We start from the raw sequence: 20,623 nt of genomic DNA, 5'->3' as shown, positions 1-20,623 counted from the left end.
TCCGACACCTCCGGAAACGGTCTAAACCCCTGATGGCACACGGCTTTCACGGTAGTTTTCAGCTGGGGTTAAGGGAACCTCGGCTAGTCTGGCGCTGTCAAAAAAATCAGTGTTAGACTGCCCAGTGCTTAGTGAATCGGAGGATTCGCATGACCACTTCGTTGCAACCTGTTCCTACATTGGTTCCCGGCGCCAGCCTGGAAGCCTATGTGCATTCGGTGAACAGCATTCCGCTGCTCACTCCGGAGCGGGAGCGTGAACTGGCCGAGCGCCTCTTCTACAAGGAAGACGTCGAGGCCGCCCGGCAGTTGGTGCTCGCGCATCTGCGTTTCGTGGTGCATATCGCCAAGAGCTATTCCGGCTATGGTCTGGCCCAGGCCGACCTGATCCAGGAAGGCAACGTCGGCCTGATGAAGGCCGTGAAGCGCTTCAATCCCGAAATGGGCGTACGCCTGGTGTCCTTTGCCGTGCACTGGATCAAGGCCGAAATCCACGAATTCATCCTGCGCAACTGGCGGATCGTCAAGGTCGCCACGACCAAGGCGCAGCGCAAGCTGTTCTTCAACCTGCGCAGCCAGAAGAAGCGACTGGCCTGGCTGAACAACGACGAGGTCCATCGCGTGGCCGAAACCCTGGGTGTCGAGCCCCGGGAAGTGCGCGAGATGGAAAGCCGGTTGACCGGCCATGACATGGCCTTCGACCCGGCCAGCGATGCCGATGACGACGCGGCCTATCAGTCGCCGGCCCAGTACCTGGAAGACAGCCGTTACGATCCGGCGCGTCAGCTGGAGGAAGCCGACTGGACCGACAGCTCCACGGCCAATCTGCACGAGGCCCTGGAGCGCCTGGACGACCGCAGCCGCGACATCCTCTACCAGCGCTGGCTGGCCGAAGAAAAGGCGACGCTGCATGAGCTGGCGGCCAAGTACAACGTCTCGGCGGAACGTATCCGTCAGCTGGAGAAGAACGCGATGAACAAGCTCAAGGGCAACATCGCCGCCTGATCCGGGCTCTGCTCGAAGAACCGCACCTTGGGGTGCGGTTTTTTTTGCCTGCGAAGTCGCCTGTTGTGACCCAAAGTACAGGCCGGTCCAGCGCTATCGCGGCCATGGGCCGCTCCTGCAGCAGCCGGATATTCTGTAGGAGCGGCCCATGGCTGCGATTGAGTCGGCAGGGTGGGAAACAGTGCAGCGTTTTCCACGCTACTGCCCGGTCATCCGCTGCAGATAGTTGCTGCTGCCCAACTGGCGAACCCAGGCGGCAGGTTCGGCGACATAGGTGCTCTCCATGCGGCCGCTGCTAGAAATGCCGGTAGTCCGTAGGAGCGGCCCATGGCCGCGATCGAACGCGGGTAGGGTGGAAAACCGCGCAGTGTTTTCCACGCGTTAGCGTTAGCGTCCTGTAGGCAGTGCGTCGGGTATCCCCGTTGAAAAGGCTGCGCCGTTTTCCACCCTACTGCCCGGTCATTCGCCGCAGGTAGTCGCTGCCGCCCAGCTGGCGTTCCTGCTGGCGGATCCAGGCGGCGCGTTCGGCGACGTAGGCGCTGGGGCGGCTCGGGCTCCATTCGCGAGGATTGGGCAGCACCGCGGCCAGGAGGCTGGCCTGGCGGTCGGAGAGATAGGGCGCGCCTATGCCGAAATGGTGGCGGGCCGCGGCCTCGGCGCCGAACACGCCGTCGTCCCATTCCACGCTGTTGAGATAGACCTCGAGAATGCGCTGCTTGGACCAGAAGGTTTCCAGCAGCACGGTGAACCAGGCTTCGAAGGCCTTGCGTAGATAGCTGCGGCCGCTCCAGAGAAAGAGATTCTTGGCGGTCTGCTGGCTGATGGTACTGGCGCCGCGCAGGGAGCCGCCGGCTTCATTGTGGCTGAAGGCCTGGCGGATCGCCGCCATGTCGAAGCCCCAGTGCTCGGCGAAGTGCTGGTCTTCACCGGCGATCACCGCCATCTTGAGATCGTCCGGCAGTTCCTTCCAGGGCCGCCAGTCGCGCTGCAGATCGATGGGCTTGCCGTCGATCCAGGATTCGACCTTGCGCTCCACCATCAGCATGCTGCCCGGCGGCGGGACCCAGCGCAGGATCAGCACCAGGGCGGCGCTGAGGGCGGCGAACCAGAGGGCGATACGCAGGAGACGGCGGAGGAGGGTGAGCAGCATCGGCTTGGTCTTTGGCGGTTAGCGGGCCATTATAACCAGCGCTTCTCTCCCATCGCCCGGTAAAACCCATGTTGCGTTTCTTCCTGCTGTTCGCGGCCCTGGCCGGCTTCACCGGTGTCGGACTCGGCGCCTTCGCCGCCCACGGACTCAAGGGCCGGCTCACCGCCGACTACCTCGCGGTGTTCCAGACCGGCGTGCTCTATCAGCTCATCCATGCCCTGGCGCTGTTTGGCGTCGCCCTGCTGTCGCTGCACTTCCAGGGGCGCCTGGTGGCCTGGGCCGGTAGCTTCTTCATCGCCGGCATCCTGCTGTTTTCCGGCAGCCTCTATCTGCTGACGCTGACCGGCTTCTCGCGGCTGGGCATCATCACTCCCTTCGGCGGCCTGTGCTTTCTAGCCGGCTGGGCCTGCCTGGCCATCCTCGCCTGGCGTCTGAGCAGCCTCTGAGCGCGCACTGGCCGTCGTTCCCGGCCCGGCGCCGCTGCAATGAACGCCCGACCGGCGTAGAATGCCGGCTCACCCCGTGACGATGCCTTTGCCATGCAGATCCTGTTGAACGGCGAATCCCTTGAATTGCCGGACGGTGCCACCGTCGCCGACCTGCTCGTGCGTCTCGACCTGACCGGACGGCGAGTGGCGGTGGAACGCAACCTCGACATCGTGCCGCGCAGCCAGCACGCCACCACCGCCCTGGCGGACGGCGACCGGCTGGAAGTGGTCCACGCCATCGGCGGCGGCTAGCCGCGAAAGAGGAATCCAGATGAAAGACACTCCCTTCACCCTGGCCGGGCGTACCTATGCCTCGCGCCTGCTGGTCGGTACCGGCAAGTATCGCGACCTCGAAGAGACCCGCGTGGCCATCGAGGCCTCCGGCGCCGAGATCGTCACCGTGGCGGTGCGCCGCACCAACATCGGCCAGACGCCCGGCGAGCCCAATCTGCTCGACGTGATCTCGCCCGAGCGCTACACCATCCTGCCCAACACCGCCGGCTGCTATGACGCGGTGGAAGCGGTGCGCACCTGCCGCCTGGCGCGCGAGCTGCTCGATGGCCACAACCTGGTCAAGCTGGAAGTCCTGGCCGACCAGAAGACCCTGTTCCCCAATGTCATCGAGACCCTCAAGGCCGCCGAAACCCTGGTCGCCGACGGCTTCGACGTCATGGTCTACACCAGCGACGACCCCATCGTCGCCCGCCAGCTGGAAGCCATCGGCTGCATCGCCGTCATGCCGCTGGCCGGTCTGATCGGCTCGGGTCTGGGCATCTGCAACCCCTACAACCTGCGCATCATCCTCGAAGAGGCCAAGGTGCCGGTGCTGGTGGATGCCGGGGTGGGTACCGCCTCCGACGCCACCATCGCCATGGAGCTGGGCTGCGAAGCGGTGCTGATGAACAGCGCCATCGCCCATGCCCGCGAGCCGGTGCTGATGGCCGAAGCCATGAAGCACGCCATCGTCGCCGGTCGCCTGGCCTATCTGGCCGGGCGCATGCCGCGCAAGCTCTATGCCACGGCGTCTTCGCCGCTGGATGGCCTGGTCAACTAGGACCTGGCGCCCTCCGTCACGCGCCCGGCCTCTGCCGGGCGTCTCTTTTTCCCACTATCGATAACGCCATGACCGATCATCAAGACGACCAGACCCCCGACCGCCCCCGGCGCACCATCAAGAGCTTCGTGATGCGCGCCGGCCGCATGACCGAAGGCCAGCAACGCGGTCTCGACCAGGGTTGGCCGCGCTTCGGTCTGGAGCTGACCGACGGCCTGCGGGACTTCGACCAGGTGTTCGGGCGCCAGGCGCCGCGCACCTTCGAGATCGGCTTCGGCATGGGCCATTCCACCCTGGAAATGGCCGCTGCCGCGCCGGAGCAGGATTTCATCGGCGTCGAGGTGCATCGCCCGGGCGTGGGCGCGCTGCTCAACGGTGCCATGACCCAGGGACTGACCAATCTGCGGGTCTACAGCTGCGATGCCCTGGAGGTGCTGCGCCAGTGCGTGGCCGATGCCAGCCTGGACCGGGTGCTGCTGTTCTTTCCCGATCCCTGGCACAAGAGCCGCCACCACAAGCGGCGGATCGTCCAGCCGGCCTTCGCCGAGCTGGTCAGGCAGAAGCTCAAGGTCGGCGGGGTGCTGCACATGGCCACCGATTGGCAGGCCTATGCCGAACACATGCTCGAGATCATGAACGCCGCCCCGGGTTACCGTAATCTCGGCGACGCCTCGGGCTATGTGCCGCGCCCCGAGGAAAGACCCATCACCAAGTTCGAGCGCCGTGGCGAACGCCTGGGGCATGGGGTCTGGGATCTCAAGTTCGAACGCCAGAGCTGACCGTGTATCTCTGACGAATCGAGCTTGAGCTGCCGAAGGGCAATTGGCATGATGGCCAATTGCCCTGCTGTGATGGCGGTTGCAGTCGAATTCACAGAGACATCTGGATGTCAGCCCTTCCCGAGAAAGCCAACCGGCTCCGCGCCGCCCTTCGTGCAGGCCGGATCCGATGACGGACCTGGTACGCCCCGACTCGCCGGCGGCCGAATTGCACGCCGTACGGCGTTGGCTCGAAGTCGAACGCAGCGCCCGGCAGCGCACCGAACGCTCGCTGCACCTCATCGCCTCGGCCTTCGCCCTCTGCCGCGACGCCATGGCCGTGCTGACCGAAAGCGGTCAGATCATCGAAGCCAATGACGCCCTGCGCGCCCTGATGCTCAGCGCGGAGCGCAGTGTCAGCGGCCAGTACCTGTCGCACTACATCAAGTTGCCCGAGGCGGCTATCCGCACCTTCGAGCGCGACGGCTATGCCCTGTGCGAAGCCCAGTTCCACGTCTCCGCCAAGCGCGTCACGCCGGTGGAGATCAGCCTGAGTCGCTTCGCCGGCGAGGCGGATCGCGAAGGCTATGTGGTCGCCAGCCTGAGGGACATCACCGAGCGCAAGCGCGCCGAGCAGGCCCTGGAACGCATGGCCCTGAGCGATGCCCTGACCCAGCTGCCCAACCGGACCTCCTTCTACCAGGCTTTCGAGACGCGCCTGCAGAAGCTGGAGGAGACCGGCAACCTGGCGGTGCTGTTCATCGATGTCGATGGCTTCAAGGAGGTCAACGACTCCCTGGGCCATGCGGCCGGTGACGAGTTGCTCTGTGCCCTGGTGCGGGAGTTGCGCCAGGTGCTGGGCGCCGGCGAGGTACTGGCGCGCTGGGGTGGCGATGAATTCGTTGCGCTGCTGGACGTGAGCGATCGTGACCAGGCCCGCCAGGTGGCCGAGCAGCTGGTGCAGGCGGTGGGTCGCCAGCAATGCATCGCCGGCCACGATATCCGCGTATCGGCCAGCATCGGCCTGAGTCTGGCGCCCGAAGAGGGGCTGGATGTGGAGACCCTGTTGCGCAACGCCGATGCCGCCATGTACGCGGCCAAGGCGGCCGGCAAGAGCCGGGTGCGCTGCTACGATCCGCAGCTGACCAGCGAGGCGCGCAGCAAGGTGACCCTGCTGGCCCATCTGCATGGCGCCATCGAGGCCGAGCTGATCACCTTTGTGCTGCAGCCCAAGTTCGATGCCCGTCAGCGCATGATCAGCGCCGAGTTGCTGGCGCGCTGGAATTGTCCGGGCGTCGGCGCCGTGCCGCCCAATGTCTTCGTCGCCCTGGCCGAGCAGAACGGCATGGCCTCGGCCCTCGGGCGCCTGGCCATCCGCCGCGCGGCCGGTTGCGCCCGGGCCCTGCAGGACGCCGGCCTGCAGATCCCGGTGGCGGTCAACATCTCGCCGCTGCAGGTGGCCGATGATGAACTGGTCGAAGTCCTGGCGGCGGCCTGCGCCGAATTCGCTATCGCGCCCAGGGCCCTGGAGCTGGAGGTGACCGAGTCGGTGTTCCTGCAGAAGGGCACCCCGGAGCGGCGCCTGGCCCTGTTGCGCGAGCAGGGCTTTCGGGTGGCGATGGATGACTTCGGCACCGGCTATTCGTCGCTGGGCTATCTGCACCGCTTGCCCTTCGACACCATCAAGATCGACCGCAGCTTTCTGCTGGCGGTGGACGCCGACGACAGATCCCGGCAGTTGCTGGCCGGCATCGTCAGCCTGTGCCGCGCACTGGACATGCAGATCGTCGCCGAAGGGGTGGAAACCCAGGCCCAGTTCGAATTGCTCAAGGACCTGGGCGTGGACACCTTCCAGGGCTTCCTGCTGGGGCGCCCGCAATCCCTGGAGTGCCTGCTGGACGCTATCCGCGCCGCCGACCGCTAGCCGCGCCGCTCGGCCAGCACGCCCAGCAGACAGACGCCGATCAGCAGCACCGGGGCCAGGGCGTAGTTGTTGAACTGCGCCAGGCCCTTGACCACCCAGGGGGTCAGGAAGGTCATGGCGGCGCCATAGATGGCCAGGCAGGCCAGGGCGAAGGCCGGGACCCGAACGGCGGTCGGCAGGCTGCCCAGGCGCGCCTGGATGAAGGCGTTGACCTGGCTGCCGAACAGCACCAGCAGGGTGGCGGTGACCGCCAGGGCCACCTCGTCCAGGTGACTGCGACTCCAGCGGGAGAGGTCGGCGATATGGTCGAGTACGAAGTCCAAGGCAGAGCTCCTCGTCAGTCAGGTAGAAAGGATTGCAAGAGGTCGTTCAGGAACAGCTGGCCGCGGGCGGTGGGGCGCAGGCGCTCTTCGTCCTCGGCCAGCAGGCCGGCGCGGCGCGCCGCGGCCAGCGCCGGCGCCAGGCTGTCCAGCGACTGACCGGTCCGCTGCGGATACCAGGCGGCGGGCACCCCGTCGACCAGGCGCAGGGCGTTCATCATGAAATCGAAGGGCAGATCGGCCGGTTCCAGAGCTTTCGCGCCGGCCTGGAAGGCCTTGGCCGGATCCAGGTAGTCCTTGGGCAGGCGGGTCTTCCAGGTGCGCAGCAGGGTACCGTCCGGGGCGCTGAGCTTGGCGTGGGCGCCGGCACCGATGCCGAGGAAGTCGCCGAAGCCCCAGTAGTTGAGATTGTGCCGCGCCTGGCGCCCGGGCTGGGCATAGGCGGAGGTCTCGTATTGCCCGTAGCCGGCGGCCGCCAGCCGCGCCTGGCCGGCTTCCTGGATGTCCCAGAGGGTGTCGTCTTCGGGCAGCTCCGGCGGCTGGCTCCAGAACACCGTGTTGGGCTCCATGGTCAGCTGGTACCAGGACAGGTGCGTGGGCGCCAGGGCGATGGCCTGCTCCAGATCACCGAGGGCATCGGCCACGCTTTGCTCGGGCAGGCCGTGCATGAGGTCCAGGTTGAAGTTGTCGAAACCGGCGGCGCGCGCCCGGTCGGCGGCGCGGATGGCTTCCTCGCGCCCGTGGATACGCCCCAGGGCCTTGAGCTTGGCGTCCTGGAAACTCTGGATGCCGATCGACAGCCGATTGATGCCCAGGCCGCGATAGGCGACGAACTTGGCCTGCTCGAAGGTGCCGGGGTTGGCTTCCAGGGTGATCTCGATGTCCGGCGCGAAGCTCAGGCGCCGGGCCACGCCGTCCAGCAGGTGCCCCAGGGCCTCGGCGGAAAACAGACTGGGCGTGCCGCCGCCAAAGAAGATCGAGGTCAGCGGGCGGCCATGGACGTGCACCAGGTCCCTGTCCAGATCCGCCAGCAAGGCGTCGACGTACTCCGCTTCCGGCAGGGTCGGACCGGCCGCGTGGGAGTTGAAGTCGCAATAGGGGCACTTGCGCACGCACCAGGGGATGTGGACGTAGAGCGCCAGTGGCGGCAGGGCGAACACCTGGGTCACAGGCCGAGCCGTTGCTTGAGCTGGGCCATGGCGCGGGCGCGATGGCTGCGCTGGTTCTTTTCCGCCGGCGCCAGTTCGGCTGCGGAGACCGCTTCGCCATCGGGCTGGAACAGCGGATCGTAGCCGAAGCCATGCTCGCCCTGGGCGGCATGCAGGATGCGCCCGGGCCAGAGGCCTTCGCAGAGGATCGGCAGCGGATCGTCGGCGTGACGCACCAGCGCCAGCACGCAGACGAATTGGCCGGTGCGTTCGGCGTCGGGTACCGCTTTCAAGGCCTCGAGCAGCTTGGCGTTGTTGGCGGCATCGCCCTGGCCGTCGGCGTAGCGCGCGGAATAGATGCCGGGGGCGCCGCCGAGGGCGTCCACCGCCAGGCCCGAATCGTCGGCCAGGGCCGGCAGACCGGACAGCCGCGCCGCGTTGCGTGCCTTGAGGATGGCGTTCTCGACAAAGGACAGCCCGGTTTCCTCGGGCTCCACCTGGCTGAATTCACCCACCGAGCGCACCCGCACCCGGTCGCCGAGCATGGCCTGGAGTTCCTTGAGCTTGCCGGCGTTGTGGCTGGCGAGCACCAGTTCGGTAAGGTCGGACATGGGAGACTCCGCGTCGCGTTGAGAAGGGCGGCGTATTGTACGCGAAGCCGTGCCCGGGCTGGATGCGCCCCCCGTGCCTTACGTCATATCGCGACGCGATGCTCCTGCAGGCGCGGCGCGCTGACCCGGTAGATGCCGATCTCGCCGAGCAGGTTGGGCCACAGCTTGCTGGCCCAGCCGTGGCGGTGCAGGCGGTCCACGGCGAGGCGATCCAGCACCTGGGCGCGCTGTTCGCGGCAGAGGCGCTCGAAGTCCTCGAAGGTGCAGAAGTGGATGTTCGGCGTGTTGTACCAGGTGTAGGGCAGGAAGTCGGAGACCGGCATCCGCCCCCGGCCGCCCAGGTACAGCCGGCAGCGCCAGTGACCGAAGTTGGGAAAGGTGATGATGCACTGGCGACCGACCCTGAGCATCTCCTGGAGGATGCGATCGGGGTACTGCATGGCCTGCAGCGACTGGGTCATGACCACCACGTCGAAACTGTCGCTGGCGAAGTTGGCCAGGCCGCCGTCGAGATCCTGCTCGATGACGTTGACGTCCTTGAGCAGGCATTCGGCGATCTTGTCCGGGTCGATCTCCAGGCCGTAGCCGGTGACCTGCTTGTGATCGCGCAGCCAGGCGAGCAACTCGCCGGTGCCGCAACCGAGGTCGAGGACCCGGCTGCCGGCGGGGATCCATTCCTGAATGATGTCCAGATCGGCGCGCACGGCAGCTATACCTCGATGCGGGTCATGTAGTGGGAGAAGGCCTGCAGATAGCGCGGGATGGGGATGAGGAAGGCGTCGTGACCCTGGGGGGCGTCGACCTCCAGGTAGCTGACGTCCTTGCGCGCGGCCATCAGGGCGTTGACGATCTCCTTGGAGCGCGCCGGCGAGAAGCGCCAGTCGGTGGTGAAGGAGACGATCAGGAAGCGCGCCTGCACCCCGGTCAGGGTCTTGGCCAGGTCGCCGCCATGGGCGTGGGCCGGATCGAAGTAGTCCAGCGCCTTGGTCATCAGCAGGTAGGTGTTGGCGTCGAAGCGGCCGGAGAATTCCTCGCCTTGGTAGCGCAGGTAGCTCTCCACCTGGAATTCGACGCTGTGGAAGTCGTAGTTGAGCTGATCGGTCTTGAGTTCGCGACCGAATTTCTCGCCCATGGCCTCATCGGACAGGTAGGTGATGTGGCCGACCATGCGCGCCAGCATCAGGCCGCGCTTGGGGATCACGCCCTTTTCCTGGAAGTGCCCGGCATGGAAGTCCGGGTCCGAGAGGATGGCCTGGCGCGCCACCTCGTTGAAGGCGATATTTTCCGCCGACAGCTTGGGTGCCGAGGCGATGGCCAGGCAGTGGCGGATGCGCTCGGGATAGCTGATGGTCCACTGCAGCGCCTGCATGCCACCCAGGCTGCCGCCGATCACCGCCGCCCACTGCGCGATGCCCAGGCGATCGGCCAGCCGCGCCTGGCTGTTGACCCAGTCTTCCACGGTCAGCACCGGGAAGTCCGCGCCATAGGCGCGGCCGGTGTCGGGATTGGGACTGCTGGGACCGGTGGAGCCGTTGCAGCCGCCGAGGTTGTTGAGGGCGACGACAAAGAACTTGCGGGTGTCGATGGGCTTGCCCGGACCGATGCAGCTGTCCCACCAGCCCGGCTTGCGGTCGTCCAGGCTGTGATAGCCGGCCGCGTGGTGATGGCCGGAGAGCGCGTGGCAGATCAGCACGGCGTTGCTGCGGCTGGCGTTGAGTTCGCCATAGGTCTCGACCATCAGGTCGTAGGCCGGCAGGGTGCGGCCACAGGCCAGGGCCAGGGGCTCGTTGAAGTGCAGCAGCTCGGGGGTGACCAGGCCGACGGAATCTTCGGGAATGACGCTGGGCATTGACGGCTCGTCCGGGGCGGGGCTCGCCAGTCTAAAGAGCGTCGCCAGGAGCGGCAAGGGCAGCCGTGGCGCGTCGGTCAGGGGCCGCGCCTCGGGTGGCGGATGGGGCTAGCCGACCCGCGCCAGCGGCAGGGTGACCACGTTGTCGTGGCGCTGGGAAGGGGCCGGCCGGCTGATCTGCTTGAGCATGTCGCTGACCTCGCTGAGCTGCCGGTGCAGGACGTCCTCGTGCACCTGCAGGCGCCGCACCTGTTCCTGGCTGTTGAGGTTCTGCTGGGTGAGCTGCTTGAGCGCCAGCATGCTGGTTTCCAGCAGCTGCTTCTGCTCGCGGGTGTGCTGCACCAGCGGGGTCAGGGCGCCGTCGTTCCAGCGCAGCACCTGGGCATGGGCGCCTTCCTGCAGGGCCTGGACCTCCTGGGCCACGGTGGCGAAGAAGCGGCGGGCCAGGGCGCTCTGCTCGGTGAGCAGGGTCTTGACCTGGCGCTGGACCTCCTCGGTCTTGAGTTGCAGCTGGCGCAGCTCGCGGACATAGGGGCGGATGCGCAGCCGCGGCGCTTCCAGGGGGTGCAGCGGATTCTCCACATTGTGCCGCTGGTAGACCGCGCCGAGCACCTTGTTGGCCCGGTCGGCCTCGTTGTCCAGGGCCAGCAGGTCATGCTCGACCACACGGAAGAAGCGGGCGATGGACTGGTTGATGCCGACGGTGGTCAGGCTGGTGCGGAATTCCCGGCGCGCGGTGTCCAGATGGGCGTCCAGGCGTTCCGGCGCGACCAGGTCGGTCAGCAGCTTGCGCTGCCCGGCCAGCATGTTCTGGGTGGTGCGCAGATCCAGCAGGCGGCGGTGATAGAGGTCGTATTCCTGGCGGGTGCGCGCGGTCTGCAATTCCAGGCCGGCACCGGGCAATTCCTCGTCGGCCAGTTGCGCGTACTGGGCGCGAATGGCTTCCAGGCGCTGCTCGATCAGGGTCCGGCTGGCACCCAGCAGACCACTGGCCTGCTGCACGATGCGCTGCTGCAGCAGGCGCTCGCGGGCGCCGACGATGCGTTCGGCGAGCAACTGTTCGAGGCTGTCCAGCTGGCTGCGCGCGAGCAGTTCCAGATCGCCGCGGACCTTGCCCAGCAAGGCCTGCTTGGCCGACAGCGGCAGGATGTGCTCGGCCGGTAGCGCCAGTTGCCGGGCGCTGGCCTGGCGGACGTTTTCCAGCGACTGGGCGACATGGGCGACGCCGCCGAGGTCGTCCCAGAGGCTGTCGATCTTGTTCATCACCGCGAACAGTCGCTCCGGGGCATCGCCCAGGGACGGCTTGACGCACTGCTCCCAGAGCGCGAGGTCCGAGGCGGTTACGCCGGTGTCGGCACCGATGAGAAAGAGCACGGCCTGGGCGTGGGGCAGCAGCGACAGGGTCAGCTCGGGTTCGGCGCCCAGGGCGTTGAGGCCGGGGGTGTCGAGGATGCGCAGGCCCTGGCGCAGCAGCGGATGATCGATGCTGATCAGCGCATGGCGCCAGGCCGGGATGCTGACCAGGCCGTCGCTGTCGAGTTGTTCCAGTTGCTCGGGATCGAAGCCCAGTTGCACGGCGACGGCGGTTTCCACCTCGCGGGTCTCGGTGACCTTGGCCAGCAGGGCGGCCATGGCGTCCGCGTGGCGGTCGTCCAGGGCGAAGCGCTGCCAGGCCTCGGGCGCCTTGCGCCAGGCGGTCAGGCTGCGTTCGTCCAGGCGGCTGTCGATGGGCAGCAGCTGCAGATAGGGACCGTCGGCCCCGGCGTCGAAGAAGATCTCGGTGGGGCACATGGTGGTGCGCCCGGCCTGGGACGGCAGCATGCGCTGGCCGTAGTCGGCAAAGAAGAGGGCGTTGATCAGTTCGGTCTTGCCGCGGGAGAACTCGCCGGCGAAGGCCAGGGTGATGCCGTCGGCCTGCAATTCGCTCTGGCAGGTCGCCAGGGCGGCGTCCAGGGCCGGGGAGGCCAGACGATTACGCTGCAACCAGTCGCGGTAGCGGCCCAATTGGGTGTCGAGTTCGGCTTTCCACGCGGCATAGGCATCGACGTGGCGGAACAGGCGTTCCATAGGGGACTTCCTTGACCTGAACAGCAAAGGCTGGACGGTGCCCCAGCGTCCAGAGGACGTCAATGGCGCCTCCGCCACGACGCGGCGGGCGGTCGTGGCGGGTGCGCGAGTGGTGCGTCAGAGGAAGGGCGCGAGAATCTGCGGCATGCCGGTGGCCGCGGCCAGCTGGCCGATGACGAAGCGGTCCAGCAGGTTGATCACGATGAAGGCGAAGATCGGCGACAGATCCAGCCCGCCCAGGCTCGGCAGGATGCGGCGGAAGGGTGCCAGCAGCGGCTCGCAGATCTGGTTGACCAGTTCGGCGGCCGGATTGTGGGTCTGGGGCGCGACCCAGGAGAGGATGACGCTGACGATCAGGGCAAAGAAGAACACCTTGAGGAACAGCGAGGCCACGCCGAGCAGGGCCCAGATCAGCAGGGCGGGGAACAGGCCGCCGATGCTGGCGCCGAGCAGCACCACCACGACCATCATCAGCGCCAGCTGGACCAGCACGGCCAGCACCAGGGCCGCCAGATCGACGCCGCCGAAGCCGGGAATGATGCGTCGCACCGGCTTGAGCAGCGGCTGGGTGGCGCGCACGGTGAATTGCGACAGCGGATTGTAGAAGTCGGCCCGGACCAGCTGCAGGATGAAGCGCAGCAGGATGATCAGCAGATAGAGACTGCCGAGGGTCTGGATGACGTAGACGAGAGCTTGCGCGAGAGCGGACATGGATACTCCTTATCGATCCGGCAACTGGGCCAGTTCCGCAGCCCGGTCGGCCGCGGCGGTGAGGGCTTCTTCCACCAGGTCCTCGAAGGCCCCGGCTTGGAAGGTTTCGATGGCGCGCTCGGTGGTGCCCTTGGGGGACATCACCGAACGACGCAATTGTTCGGGGCTGCGGTCACCTTGGCAGGCCATGGCGGCGGCGCCGCGGGCGGTGTGCAGGGTCAGCTGCTGGGCGACCTCGGCCGGCAGGCCGAGCTTGGTGCCGGCCTGGGTCATGGCTTCCATCAGCAGGAAGAAATAGGCCGGGCCGCTGCCGGAGACGGCGGTGACCGCGTCCAGCTGCCGTTCTTCCTCGACCCACAGGGCCAGGCCGACCGCGGCGAGGATCTCCTGGGCACGGGCGCGCTGCTCGGCGCTGACCTGGTCATTGGCGAACAGGCCGCTGGCGCCCAGGCGCAGCTGCGAGGGCACGTTCGGCATGCAGCGCACCAGCGCGCGCGGGCCCAGCCAACGGGTCAGGCTGGCGCAGGTGATGCCGGCGGCGACCGAGACGATCAGCTGGTCCGGACGCAGATGGGGGGCCAGTTCCTGGCAGACCTCGCCCATGACCTGGGGCTTCACCCCCAGCACCACCACGTCGGCGTCGGCGAGCACGGCGCTGTTGCTGGCCTCGACGCGGATGCCGTGCTCCCGGGCCAGGGCTTCGCGCTTGGCCGGATTGCGATTGCTGGCGCTCAGCTGCCGGGCCGGCACGCCCTGGGCGAGCAGGCCGCCGATGATGGCGCCGGCCATGTTGCCGGCGCCGATGAAGGCGATGCGGGTGTCGTTCATCGAGACTTCCTAGGTTGAAGAGGCGGCGCCGTAGTCGCGGGCGCCAAAGAGGGCGGTACCGACGCGGACCCAGGTGGCGCCCTCGGCGATGGCGGCTTCCAGATCCTGGCTCATGCCCATGGACAGGGTGTCCAGGCCCAGGTTCAGGGCTTCGCTCAGGGTGCGCAGCCGGGCGAAGGCGGCGCGCTGGCTGGCCGGGTCGTCGGTGGGTTCGGGGATGGCCATCAGGCCACGCAGGCGCAGGTTGGGCAACCGGCTGACCGCGGCGGCCAGGGCCGGCAGCTCGTCGGGGTGGCAGCCTGACTTGCTCGCTTCGCCACTGACGTTGACCTGCAGGCAGATGTTCAGTGGGCCGCGCTCGGGCGGGCGCTGCTCGGCCAGGCGCTGGGCGATCTTCAGGCGATCCACCGAATGCACCCAGTCGAAATGGCTGGCGATGGCGCGGGTCTTGTTGGACTGGATGGGACCGATGAAATGCCACACCAGGGGCAGGTCAGCCAGCGCCGGCTGCTTGTCCAGCGCCTCCTGCAGATAGTTCTCGCCAAAGTCGCGCAGCCCGGCGACGGCGGCCTCGCGCAAGGCGGCGGCGGGCTTGGTCTTGCTCACCGCCAGGAGGCCGACAGTCGCGGGATCGCGGCCTGCCGTCCGGCTGGCGGCGGCGATGCGTTCGAGTACGGTTGCGCTATTCTCGGCTATCGTGGACATTCAGCCCCTGCTTGCGTCGGCGCATCCGGCAGGCCTCGGCGTACCGGATGAGTGAGTGGCGGTGACCAGGTCAGACCGCCAGTGCTGCGCGGCATTCTACCTGCTTGCTCGACATCTGGGAGTCCCATGGATATCACCGAATTGCTGGCCTTTTCCGCGCGGCAAGGCGCCTCCGACCTGCACCTGTCCGCCGGCCTGCCGCCGATGATCCGCGTCGATGGCGACGTGCGCCGCATCAACCTGCCGGCCTTCGAGCACAAGCAGGTGCACGCGCTGATCTACGACATCATGAACGACAAGCAGCGCAAGGACTTCGAGGAATTCCTGGAGACCGACTTCTCCTTCGAGGTGCCGGGTGTGGCGCGCTTCCGGGTCAACGCCTTCAACCAGAATCGCGGTGCCGGCGCGGTGTTCCGGACCATTCCGTCCAAGGTGCTGAGCATGGAAGAGCTCGGCATGGGCGAGGTGTTCAAGAAGATCACCGACGTCCCGCGCGGCCTGGTGCTGGTGACCGGGCCGACTGGCTCGGGCAAGTCCACCACCCTGGCGGCCATGCTCGACTACCTCAACAACACCAAGTACCACCACATCCTCACCATCGAGGATCCCATCGAATTCGTCCACGAATCCAAGAAGTGCCTGGTCAACCAGCGCGAGGTGCACCGCGACACCCTGGGCTTCTCCGAGGCCCTGCGCTCGGCGCTGCGCGAAGACCCGGACATCATCCTGGTGGGCGAGCTGCGTGACCTGGAGACCATCCGCCTGGCGCTGACCGCGGCCGAGACCGGGCACCTGGTGTTCGGCACCCTGCACACCACCTCGGCGGCCAAGACCATCGATCGGGTGGTGGACGTCTTTCCGGCGGAAGAGAAGTCGATGGTGCGTTCCATGTTGTCCGAATCCCTGCAGGCGGTGGTTTCCCAGACCCTGCTCAAGAAGGTCGGCGGCGGCCGGGTAGCGGCCCACGAGATCATGATCGGCACGCCGGCCATCCGTAACCTGATCCGCGAGGACAAGGTGGCGCAGATGTATTCCTCGATCCAGACCGGTGGCGGCCTGGGCATGCAGACCCTGGACATGTGCCTCAAGGCGCTCCTGGCCAAGGGCCTGATCAGCCGCGACGCGGCCCGCGAGAAGGCCAAGACGCCGGAGAACTTCTGATGGATTTCGACAGGTTCCTGCAGCTGATGGTGGACAAGGGGGCGTCCGACCTCTTCATCACCACCGGCGTGCCCCCTTCGATGAAGATCAACGGGCGCATGACGCCGGTCACCAAGGACTCGCTCACGCCCGAGCAGTGCCGGGCCCTGGTGCTGGGGGTGATGAACGACGAGCAGCGGCAGGAATTCCAGCAGAAGCGCGAGTGCAACTTCGCCATCAGCGCCCGCGGCATCGGCCGCTTCCGGGTCAGCGCCTTCTACCAGCGCAACCTGGTGGGCATGGTGCTGCGCCGCATCGAGGTCAATATCCCCACCGTCGAGCAGCTGCGCCTGCCGGAGATCATCAAGAAGCTGGCCATGACCAAGCGCGGCCTGGTGATCTTCGTCGGCGCCACCGGCACCGGCAAGTCCACCTCGCTGGCGGCCATGATCGGCCACCGCAACAAGAATTCGGCGGGGCACATCATCTCCATCGAGGACCCCATCGAGTACATCCACCAGCACCAGGGCTGCATCGTCACCCAGCGTGAGGTGGGCATCGATACCGAGTCCTTCGAGGTGGCGCTGAAGAACACCCTGCGCCAGGCGCCGGACGTCATCATGATCGGCGAGATCCGCAGCCGGGACACCATGGAGCACGCCCTGGCCTTCGCCGAGACCGGCCACCTGTGCCTGGCCACCCTGCACGCCAACAACGCCAACCAGGCGCTGGACCGCATCATCCACTTCTTCCCGGCCGATCGGCACAGCCAGACCTGGATGGACCTCTCGCTCAACCTCAAGGGCATCGTCGCCCAGCAACTGGTGCCCACCATCGATGGCCAGGGCCGCCGCGCGGTCATCGAGGTGCTGCTCAACACCCCGCTGGTCGCCGACCTGATTCGCAAGGGCGAGGTGCACGAACTCAAGGCGCTGATGAAGAAGTCCGGCGAGCTGGGCATGCAGACCTTCGACCAGTCGCTCTACGGGCTCTATCGCGATGGCGAGATCACCTACGAGGCCGCCCTGGCCCACGCCGATTCCGCCAACGACCTGCGCCTGATGATCAAGCTGGGTTCGGAAACGGATGCCGATCACCTCAATCAGATCACCCGCAACCTCTCGGTGGACATGGGCGACGAGCCGCCCAAGCGCTTCCGCTAGCCTTCGGCTGTGCTGCCGGCTGCCAGGGCCCTGGCCTCGCGCAGGGCGGCGACCAGGGCCTGGCGCGCTTGGTCCTGCTGTTCGGCATCCGGGGTGCGCAGGATGTAGGAGGGGTGATAGGTGGCGATGATCCAGCGCTCGTCCAGTCGCAGGGGCCGTCCCATGAATTGCGCCAGACCCCTTGGCTTGCGCTTGAGCAGGGCTTCCAGGGCGGTCGAGCCCAGGGCCACCACGACCGTCGGCTGGATGTCGCGCAATTCCTGCTCCAGCCAGTAGCGACAGGGAGCGATCTCCGGTCCCGGGGTGACGTGCTTGCGTCTCCTGCCCTGGGGAATCCACTTGAAGTGCTTGACCGCATTGGTGAGGAACACCTCGCTGCGCTCGAGGCCGGCTTCGGCCAGCGCCGCCATCAGCACCTGGCCGGCCGGGCCGACGAAGGGCCGGCCCGCCAGGTCCTCCTGATCGCCGGGCTGTTCGCCCAACAGCAGGATGCGCGCGGTGCGCGGGCCTTCGCCGGCCACCGGCTGGGTGGCCTTTTCCCAGAGTTCGCAGCGACGGCACTCGTCGAGGGTGGTGGGCAGCGGGCGTTCGGGCTGGGCGCGTTCTGCCGCGATCAGCACCTCGCGACCGCTCTGGCGACCCACGGCCTCGGCCTGGGCCAGGCGCTGGGCGCCGGCCCGCGCCTCGCTGAGCAGCGCCGGGATCAGCGGCCCTTCCGGCAGATCCTTCCAGAAACGCGCCGGCATGTTGCCCCTCAGGGTGCGCGGATTGGCCCGCGCCGGATTGAAGGTGCTGCGGTAGTAGGCGCGCCAGAGTTCGTCACCGGCGTTGCGGTCGTCGTCTTCCGGCGTCTGCCGGGCCAGGCGTTGCAGCTCGGCGGGGCAGGGCTCCACCAGTTGCAGCGCCTGACCGTCCCAGAGCGCGGCGGCTTCGGGGGTCGCGATCAGCCAGCTGCTGTTGCCCATGCGGTCGCAGAAGTGCGGCGCCGCCAGGGCCAGGACGTCGTGGGCCGGCTGGTGCCAGGCCACCCAGGCCGGCGGACCGGCGCTTTCCGCGCGCGGCCGAAAACGCAGGAAGGCATGCACATGATGGATCTCGCGGCGGATCGCCTTGACCCGGCGCTGCAATTCGCTGCCGTCCTCGTCACCGGCCAGCATGGCTGCCCGTTCGCCGCGGGCGACGCGCCAGAGCACCTGGTAAAGCAGCGCCCAGCGATCGTCGCTGCGAAAGCAGGCGGCGTAGGTCAGGGCTTCAGCCAGTTGCGGCGGGATGCGTATGGCGCCGCTGGGCGGGGGCGCCACGACTTCGGCCGGTTCGTCGAACAGATCGCCCAGGCCGCGACTCTCCTGCCAGCTCACCTGGGCCGGCGGGATACCGGCCTGCAGCAGCTGCCGCGCCTCCTTGCGCCAGCCGGCGAAGGTACCGTCGAAATCGACTCTCTGCATCTAGAGCAGGGCGAGCTGGGCGGGCGGTTCGGCGAGTTGCCGGCGCAGGTCCAGGGACTCGGCCAGGCGCGGTTGCGGGCGATAGTCCTGGGTGACGATGAAAGGGCGCGCCTTTTCCACGCTGCATTTCAGGCGGATCAGGTCGGCGTAGCGGATGCGCCGCTCGCGTCTGAGCTCCACCAGCCGCTTGGCCGAGAGCACGCCGATGCCGGGTACCCGGGCGATCAGCGCCTGGTCGGCGCGATTGAGATCCAGCGGGAAGATGGCGCGATTGTGCAGCGCCCAGGCCAGCTTGGGATCGACGTCCAGTGGCAACTGGCCGTCTTCGGTGGGCAACTCTTCCGCCTGGAAGCCATAGCCGCGCATGAGGAAGTCGGCCTGGTACAGGCGATGCTCGCGCAGCAGCGGCGGCGGTTGCAGCGGCACCGTGCCCGGGCTTTCCGGGATGGGGCTGAAGGCCGAATAGTAGACCCGCTTGAGGCGATAGGCGCCGTACAGCGTCTGGGCGGTGTCGAGGATGGTGCGGTCGTCGGTGGCATCGGCGCCCACGATCATCTGGGTGCTCTGGCCCGCTGGCGCGAAGCGCGGCGCCTTGACTTCGGCCTCGGCTTCTTCCAGGCCCAGGCGGATGTTGCCCATGGTCTTGCGGATGCTGCTGCCGTTCTTTTCCGGCGCCAGCTTGATCAGGCTGCTCTCGGTGGGCAGCTCGATGTTGACCGACAGGCGGTCGGCATAGAGACCCGCCTGGGCGATGATCTCGGGATCGGCGTCGGGAATGGTCTTGAGGTGGATGTATCCGCGGAACTGGTGCTGCTCGCGCAACAGCTGGGCGACCCGGGTCATCTGCTCCATGGTGTAGTTGGAGGAGCGGATGATGCCGGAGCTGAGGAACAGTCCGCTGATGACATTGCGTCGATAGAAGTCGAGGGTGAGCTGCACCACTTCCTCGGGCGTGAAGCGCGCCCGCGGCACGTTGCTGCTGCGGCGATTGACGCAGTACTGGCAGTCGTACTGGCAGAAGTTGGTCAGCAGCACCTTGAGCAGCGCCACGCAGCGCCCATCGGGGGTGAAGCTATGGCAGATGCCCATGCCATCGGTCGAGCCCAGGCCGTCCTTGCCCTTCGAGCTGCGTTTGGGCGCGCCGCTGCTGGCGCAGGACACGTCGTACTTGGCGGCATCGGCAAGAATGATCAGCTTGTCGGCGAGCTCCATCGAGATCTCCTGGACTGTGATTGCATACAGTATCCAGGAAGCGGAGCGTCGTTCAATGGCTTTGCGCCGGGCGGCGCCGAGTGGAGCGACACTCCGCCGGGCGGTAGTGCCCGGCGGAGCGAGGGGGAGGGATCAGGACTTGCGGGTACGCTTGGTACGCGGCTTGTCCGCGACGGGATCGGTTTCCGCCGCCAGGGTGGTGGGCTGCTGCAGCACGCGCTTGGCCGAGGCGAAGCGCTTGGTCCAGTAGGGCTTGCTCAGGTGATCGACGCGCACGCTCTCGCCACTGCGCGGGGCATGGACGAATCTATCGTTGCCCAGGTAGATGGCGACGTGATCGATACCGCTGCGCTGACCGGTCTTGAAGAACACCAGGTCGCCGGCCTTGAGATCGCCACGGGCGACCTTGGGTCCCTTGAGCTGGGCCAGTTCCCGGGAAGTACGCGGCAGCTTGACGTTGTGCACGTCGCGATAGACGTAGTTGACCAGGCCGCTGCAATCCAGACCGTTCTGCGGATTGGTACCGCCGAAGCGATAGGGCGTGCCGACCAGGTCCATGGCGCGGGTCGCCACCTGGGCGCCGACGTTGCGGGTGGCGGCCTGGGCGGTAGCCTGTTTGCGGTGCAGGGCGCTGGTCGCACGGGCGGCGCGCTTGGCGCGGGCCGCGGAGGCTGCCTGGGCACGGTCGACGCTGGCGACGTGGCGAGCGGCGGCCTTGGGCGCGGGAGCAGCGGCGGCGTGCCGGGCGGTCTTGGGAGCTGAGGCGGCGGTGACATGCCGGGCTGCGACCTTGTGGACCGGAGCGGCAGTGCGCGCTGCAGAGTTCTCTTTCGCTTGCACTGCCGCGGGCAGTACAAGACAGGCGGAGAGCCATGTCAGAAGAAATAGACGCATTGTCGTAGGGGTGTCTGAAGATCGAAGCGAGGGATTCTATACCAACCCTGTGGATATTTTGTGCACCTCTCATCAAGAAATTATGTAATTTTTAGCGGAAAGTGAGGTCCCTTGAGCGCCAGCCAGTGAGACTCCCTGGGCATTCATCCAGT

At 67.1% G+C, this 20,623-nt stretch carries 21 protein-coding genes; 8 read left to right on the top strand and 13 right to left on the bottom strand.

Annotated elements, in window-relative coordinates; genetic code table 11:
- The first annotated feature begins 149 nt into the window (after nucleotides 1-149).
- On the top strand, nucleotides 150-1,004 hold the full coding sequence (gene rpoH / locus PSK12I2_RS0113980; protein ID WP_007161649.1) for an RNA polymerase sigma factor RpoH: 855 nt from the start codon (nucleotides 150-152) through the stop codon (nucleotides 1,002-1,004).
- Between the two features lie 448 nt (nucleotides 1,005-1,452).
- Here rpoH and mtgA read toward each other — a convergent pair whose 3' ends face one another.
- A complete protein-coding gene (gene mtgA, locus PSK12I2_RS0113970; RefSeq protein WP_007161651.1) occupies nucleotides 1,453-2,154 on the bottom strand; it encodes a monofunctional biosynthetic peptidoglycan transglycosylase in 702 nt (233 codons plus the stop codon).
- Between the two features lie 68 nt (nucleotides 2,155-2,222).
- On the opposite strand from mtgA, the gene PSK12I2_RS0113965 reads away from it, so the two are divergent.
- From PSK12I2_RS0113965 to PSK12I2_RS0113945, 5 genes are all read left to right on the top strand, one after another.
- Nucleotides 2,223-2,600 (top strand): DUF423 domain-containing protein, encoded by a 378-nt coding sequence (locus tag PSK12I2_RS0113965; protein WP_027598892.1) that lies wholly within the window; start codon nucleotides 2,223-2,225, stop codon nucleotides 2,598-2,600.
- 93 nt (nucleotides 2,601-2,693) lie between these two features.
- Nucleotides 2,694-2,894 carry a sulfur carrier protein ThiS gene (thiS, locus tag PSK12I2_RS0113960; RefSeq protein WP_007161653.1) on the top strand — a complete coding sequence of 67 codons (201 nt, stop codon included), beginning with the start codon at nucleotides 2,694-2,696 and terminating at the stop codon, nucleotides 2,892-2,894.
- A 19-nt stretch (nucleotides 2,895-2,913) separates the two neighbouring features.
- Complete coding sequence (locus PSK12I2_RS0113955; protein ID WP_007161654.1) at nucleotides 2,914-3,696, top strand: thiazole synthase; 783 nt, start codon at nucleotides 2,914-2,916, stop codon at nucleotides 3,694-3,696.
- A 68-nt stretch (nucleotides 3,697-3,764) separates the two neighbouring features.
- Entirely contained in the window at nucleotides 3,765-4,475 is a 711-nt protein-coding gene (gene trmB, locus PSK12I2_RS0113950; protein WP_027598891.1) for a tRNA (guanosine(46)-N7)-methyltransferase TrmB, read from the top strand.
- Between the two features lie 169 nt (nucleotides 4,476-4,644).
- Nucleotides 4,645-6,378, top strand: coding sequence for a bifunctional diguanylate cyclase/phosphodiesterase (locus PSK12I2_RS0113945; RefSeq protein WP_027598890.1), 1,734 nt, complete (start codon nucleotides 4,645-4,647; stop codon nucleotides 6,376-6,378).
- On the opposite strand, the gene PSK12I2_RS0113940 is transcribed toward PSK12I2_RS0113945, so the two are convergent.
- From PSK12I2_RS0113940 to PSK12I2_RS0113900, 9 genes are all read right to left on the bottom strand, one after another.
- Nucleotides 6,375-6,701: a DUF3392 family protein gene (locus tag PSK12I2_RS0113940; RefSeq protein WP_007161657.1), complete on the bottom strand. Its 327-nt coding sequence runs from the start codon at nucleotides 6,699-6,701 to the stop codon at nucleotides 6,375-6,377. The genes PSK12I2_RS0113945 and PSK12I2_RS0113940 overlap by 4 nt on opposite strands.
- Before the next feature lie 14 nt (nucleotides 6,702-6,715).
- The gene (hemW, locus tag PSK12I2_RS0113935) at nucleotides 6,716-7,867 is read right to left on the bottom strand and encodes a radical SAM family heme chaperone HemW (protein WP_027598889.1); all 1,152 of its coding nucleotides are present in this window, start codon (nucleotides 7,865-7,867) and stop codon (nucleotides 6,716-6,718) included.
- The gene (rdgB, locus tag PSK12I2_RS0113930; RefSeq protein WP_027598888.1) at nucleotides 7,864-8,457 is read right to left on the bottom strand and encodes an RdgB/HAM1 family non-canonical purine NTP pyrophosphatase; all 594 of its coding nucleotides are present in this window, start codon (nucleotides 8,455-8,457) and stop codon (nucleotides 7,864-7,866) included. The genes hemW and rdgB overlap by 4 nt, the downstream gene beginning before the upstream one ends.
- A gap of 83 nt (nucleotides 8,458-8,540) precedes the next feature.
- Nucleotides 8,541-9,161: a methionine biosynthesis protein MetW gene (gene metW, locus PSK12I2_RS0113925; RefSeq protein ID WP_007161660.1), complete on the bottom strand. Its 621-nt coding sequence runs from the start codon at nucleotides 9,159-9,161 to the stop codon at nucleotides 8,541-8,543.
- Between the two features lie 5 nt (nucleotides 9,162-9,166).
- The gene (locus PSK12I2_RS0113920; RefSeq protein ID WP_027598887.1) at nucleotides 9,167-10,306 is read right to left on the bottom strand and encodes a homoserine O-acetyltransferase; all 1,140 of its coding nucleotides are present in this window, start codon (nucleotides 10,304-10,306) and stop codon (nucleotides 9,167-9,169) included.
- A 108-nt stretch (nucleotides 10,307-10,414) separates the two neighbouring features.
- Complete coding sequence (locus tag PSK12I2_RS0113915; protein ID WP_027598886.1) at nucleotides 10,415-12,373, bottom strand: dynamin family protein; 1,959 nt, start codon at nucleotides 12,371-12,373, stop codon at nucleotides 10,415-10,417.
- A gap of 117 nt (nucleotides 12,374-12,490) precedes the next feature.
- A complete protein-coding gene (locus PSK12I2_RS0113910; protein ID WP_007161663.1) occupies nucleotides 12,491-13,084 on the bottom strand; it encodes a YggT family protein in 594 nt (197 codons plus the stop codon).
- Nucleotides 13,085-13,093: 9 nt separating this feature from the next.
- On the bottom strand, nucleotides 13,094-13,912 hold the full coding sequence (gene proC, locus PSK12I2_RS0113905; protein WP_027598885.1) for a pyrroline-5-carboxylate reductase: 819 nt from the start codon (nucleotides 13,910-13,912) through the stop codon (nucleotides 13,094-13,096).
- Nucleotides 13,913-13,921: 9 nt separating this feature from the next.
- Nucleotides 13,922-14,617, bottom strand: a complete 696-nt coding sequence (locus PSK12I2_RS0113900) for a YggS family pyridoxal phosphate-dependent enzyme (protein WP_027598884.1) — start codon at nucleotides 14,615-14,617, stop codon at nucleotides 13,922-13,924.
- A 126-nt stretch (nucleotides 14,618-14,743) separates the two neighbouring features.
- Between PSK12I2_RS0113900 and pilT the strand changes: the two genes are divergently transcribed.
- On the top strand, nucleotides 14,744-15,778 hold the full coding sequence (gene pilT, locus PSK12I2_RS0113895; RefSeq protein ID WP_007161666.1) for a type IV pilus twitching motility protein PilT: 1,035 nt from the start codon (nucleotides 14,744-14,746) through the stop codon (nucleotides 15,776-15,778).
- On the top strand, nucleotides 15,778-16,920 hold the full coding sequence (locus tag PSK12I2_RS0113890) for a PilT/PilU family type 4a pilus ATPase (RefSeq protein ID WP_007161667.1): 1,143 nt from the start codon (nucleotides 15,778-15,780) through the stop codon (nucleotides 16,918-16,920). Before pilT ends, PSK12I2_RS0113890 begins: the two co-directional genes overlap by 1 nt.
- Here the strand turns inward: PSK12I2_RS0113890 and PSK12I2_RS0113885 are convergent.
- The 3 genes from PSK12I2_RS0113885 to PSK12I2_RS23965 all read right to left on the bottom strand — a co-directional run bounded on the left by PSK12I2_RS0113885 (nucleotide 16,917) and on the right by PSK12I2_RS23965 (nucleotide 20,417).
- Nucleotides 16,917-18,365 carry a UdgX family uracil-DNA binding protein gene (locus tag PSK12I2_RS0113885; RefSeq protein ID WP_027598883.1) on the bottom strand — a complete coding sequence of 483 codons (1,449 nt, stop codon included), beginning with the start codon at nucleotides 18,363-18,365 and terminating at the stop codon, nucleotides 16,917-16,919. The genes PSK12I2_RS0113890 and PSK12I2_RS0113885 overlap by 4 nt on opposite strands.
- Nucleotides 18,366-19,577 carry a putative DNA modification/repair radical SAM protein gene (locus PSK12I2_RS0113880; protein WP_027598882.1) on the bottom strand — a complete coding sequence of 404 codons (1,212 nt, stop codon included), beginning with the start codon at nucleotides 19,575-19,577 and terminating at the stop codon, nucleotides 18,366-18,368.
- Nucleotides 19,578-19,709: 132 nt separating this feature from the next.
- Entirely contained in the window at nucleotides 19,710-20,417 is a 708-nt protein-coding gene (locus PSK12I2_RS23965; protein ID WP_037007725.1) for a C40 family peptidase, read from the bottom strand.
- Nucleotides 20,418-20,623 lie beyond the last annotated feature (206 nt).

Source organism: Pseudomonas sp. MOIL14HWK12:I2 (assembly GCF_000510745.1).
GTDB classification, from domain to species: domain Bacteria; phylum Pseudomonadota; class Gammaproteobacteria; order Pseudomonadales; family Pseudomonadaceae; genus Chryseomonas; species Chryseomonas oryzihabitans.
The sequence above is the reverse complement of the archived record's forward strand: the minus strand, read 5'-3'. Positions and strand labels throughout refer to the sequence as shown.

Coding starts and splice junctions, on each gene's coding strand:
- rpoH (WP_007161649.1), top strand. CDS start 150: ATGACCACTTCGTTGCAACCTGTTCCTACATTGGTTCCCGGCGCCAGC.
- mtgA (WP_007161651.1), bottom strand. CDS start 2,154: ATGCTGCTCACCCTCCTCCGCCGTCTCCTGCGTATCGCCCTCTGGTTC.
- PSK12I2_RS0113965 (WP_027598892.1), top strand. CDS start 2,223: ATGTTGCGTTTCTTCCTGCTGTTCGCGGCCCTGGCCGGCTTCACCGGT.
- thiS (WP_007161653.1), top strand. CDS start 2,694: ATGCAGATCCTGTTGAACGGCGAATCCCTTGAATTGCCGGACGGTGCC.
- PSK12I2_RS0113955 (WP_007161654.1), top strand. CDS start 2,914: ATGAAAGACACTCCCTTCACCCTGGCCGGGCGTACCTATGCCTCGCGC.
- trmB (WP_027598891.1), top strand. CDS start 3,765: ATGACCGATCATCAAGACGACCAGACCCCCGACCGCCCCCGGCGCACC.
- PSK12I2_RS0113945 (WP_027598890.1), top strand. CDS start 4,645: ATGACGGACCTGGTACGCCCCGACTCGCCGGCGGCCGAATTGCACGCC.
- rdgB (WP_027598888.1), bottom strand. CDS start 8,457: ATGTCCGACCTTACCGAACTGGTGCTCGCCAGCCACAACGCCGGCAAG.
- PSK12I2_RS0113920 (WP_027598887.1), bottom strand. CDS start 10,306: ATGCCCAGCGTCATTCCCGAAGATTCCGTCGGCCTGGTCACCCCCGAG.
- PSK12I2_RS0113915 (WP_027598886.1), bottom strand. CDS start 12,373: ATGGAACGCCTGTTCCGCCACGTCGATGCCTATGCCGCGTGGAAAGCC.
- PSK12I2_RS0113910 (WP_007161663.1), bottom strand. CDS start 13,084: ATGTCCGCTCTCGCGCAAGCTCTCGTCTACGTCATCCAGACCCTCGGC.
- proC (WP_027598885.1), bottom strand. CDS start 13,912: ATGAACGACACCCGCATCGCCTTCATCGGCGCCGGCAACATGGCCGGC.
- PSK12I2_RS0113900 (WP_027598884.1), bottom strand. CDS start 14,617: ATGTCCACGATAGCCGAGAATAGCGCAACCGTACTCGAACGCATCGCC.
- pilT (WP_007161666.1), top strand. CDS start 14,744: ATGGATATCACCGAATTGCTGGCCTTTTCCGCGCGGCAAGGCGCCTCC.
- PSK12I2_RS0113890 (WP_007161667.1), top strand. CDS start 15,778: ATGGATTTCGACAGGTTCCTGCAGCTGATGGTGGACAAGGGGGCGTCC.
- PSK12I2_RS0113885 (WP_027598883.1), bottom strand. CDS start 18,365: ATGCAGAGAGTCGATTTCGACGGTACCTTCGCCGGCTGGCGCAAGGAG.
- PSK12I2_RS0113880 (WP_027598882.1), bottom strand. CDS start 19,577: ATGGAGCTCGCCGACAAGCTGATCATTCTTGCCGATGCCGCCAAGTAC.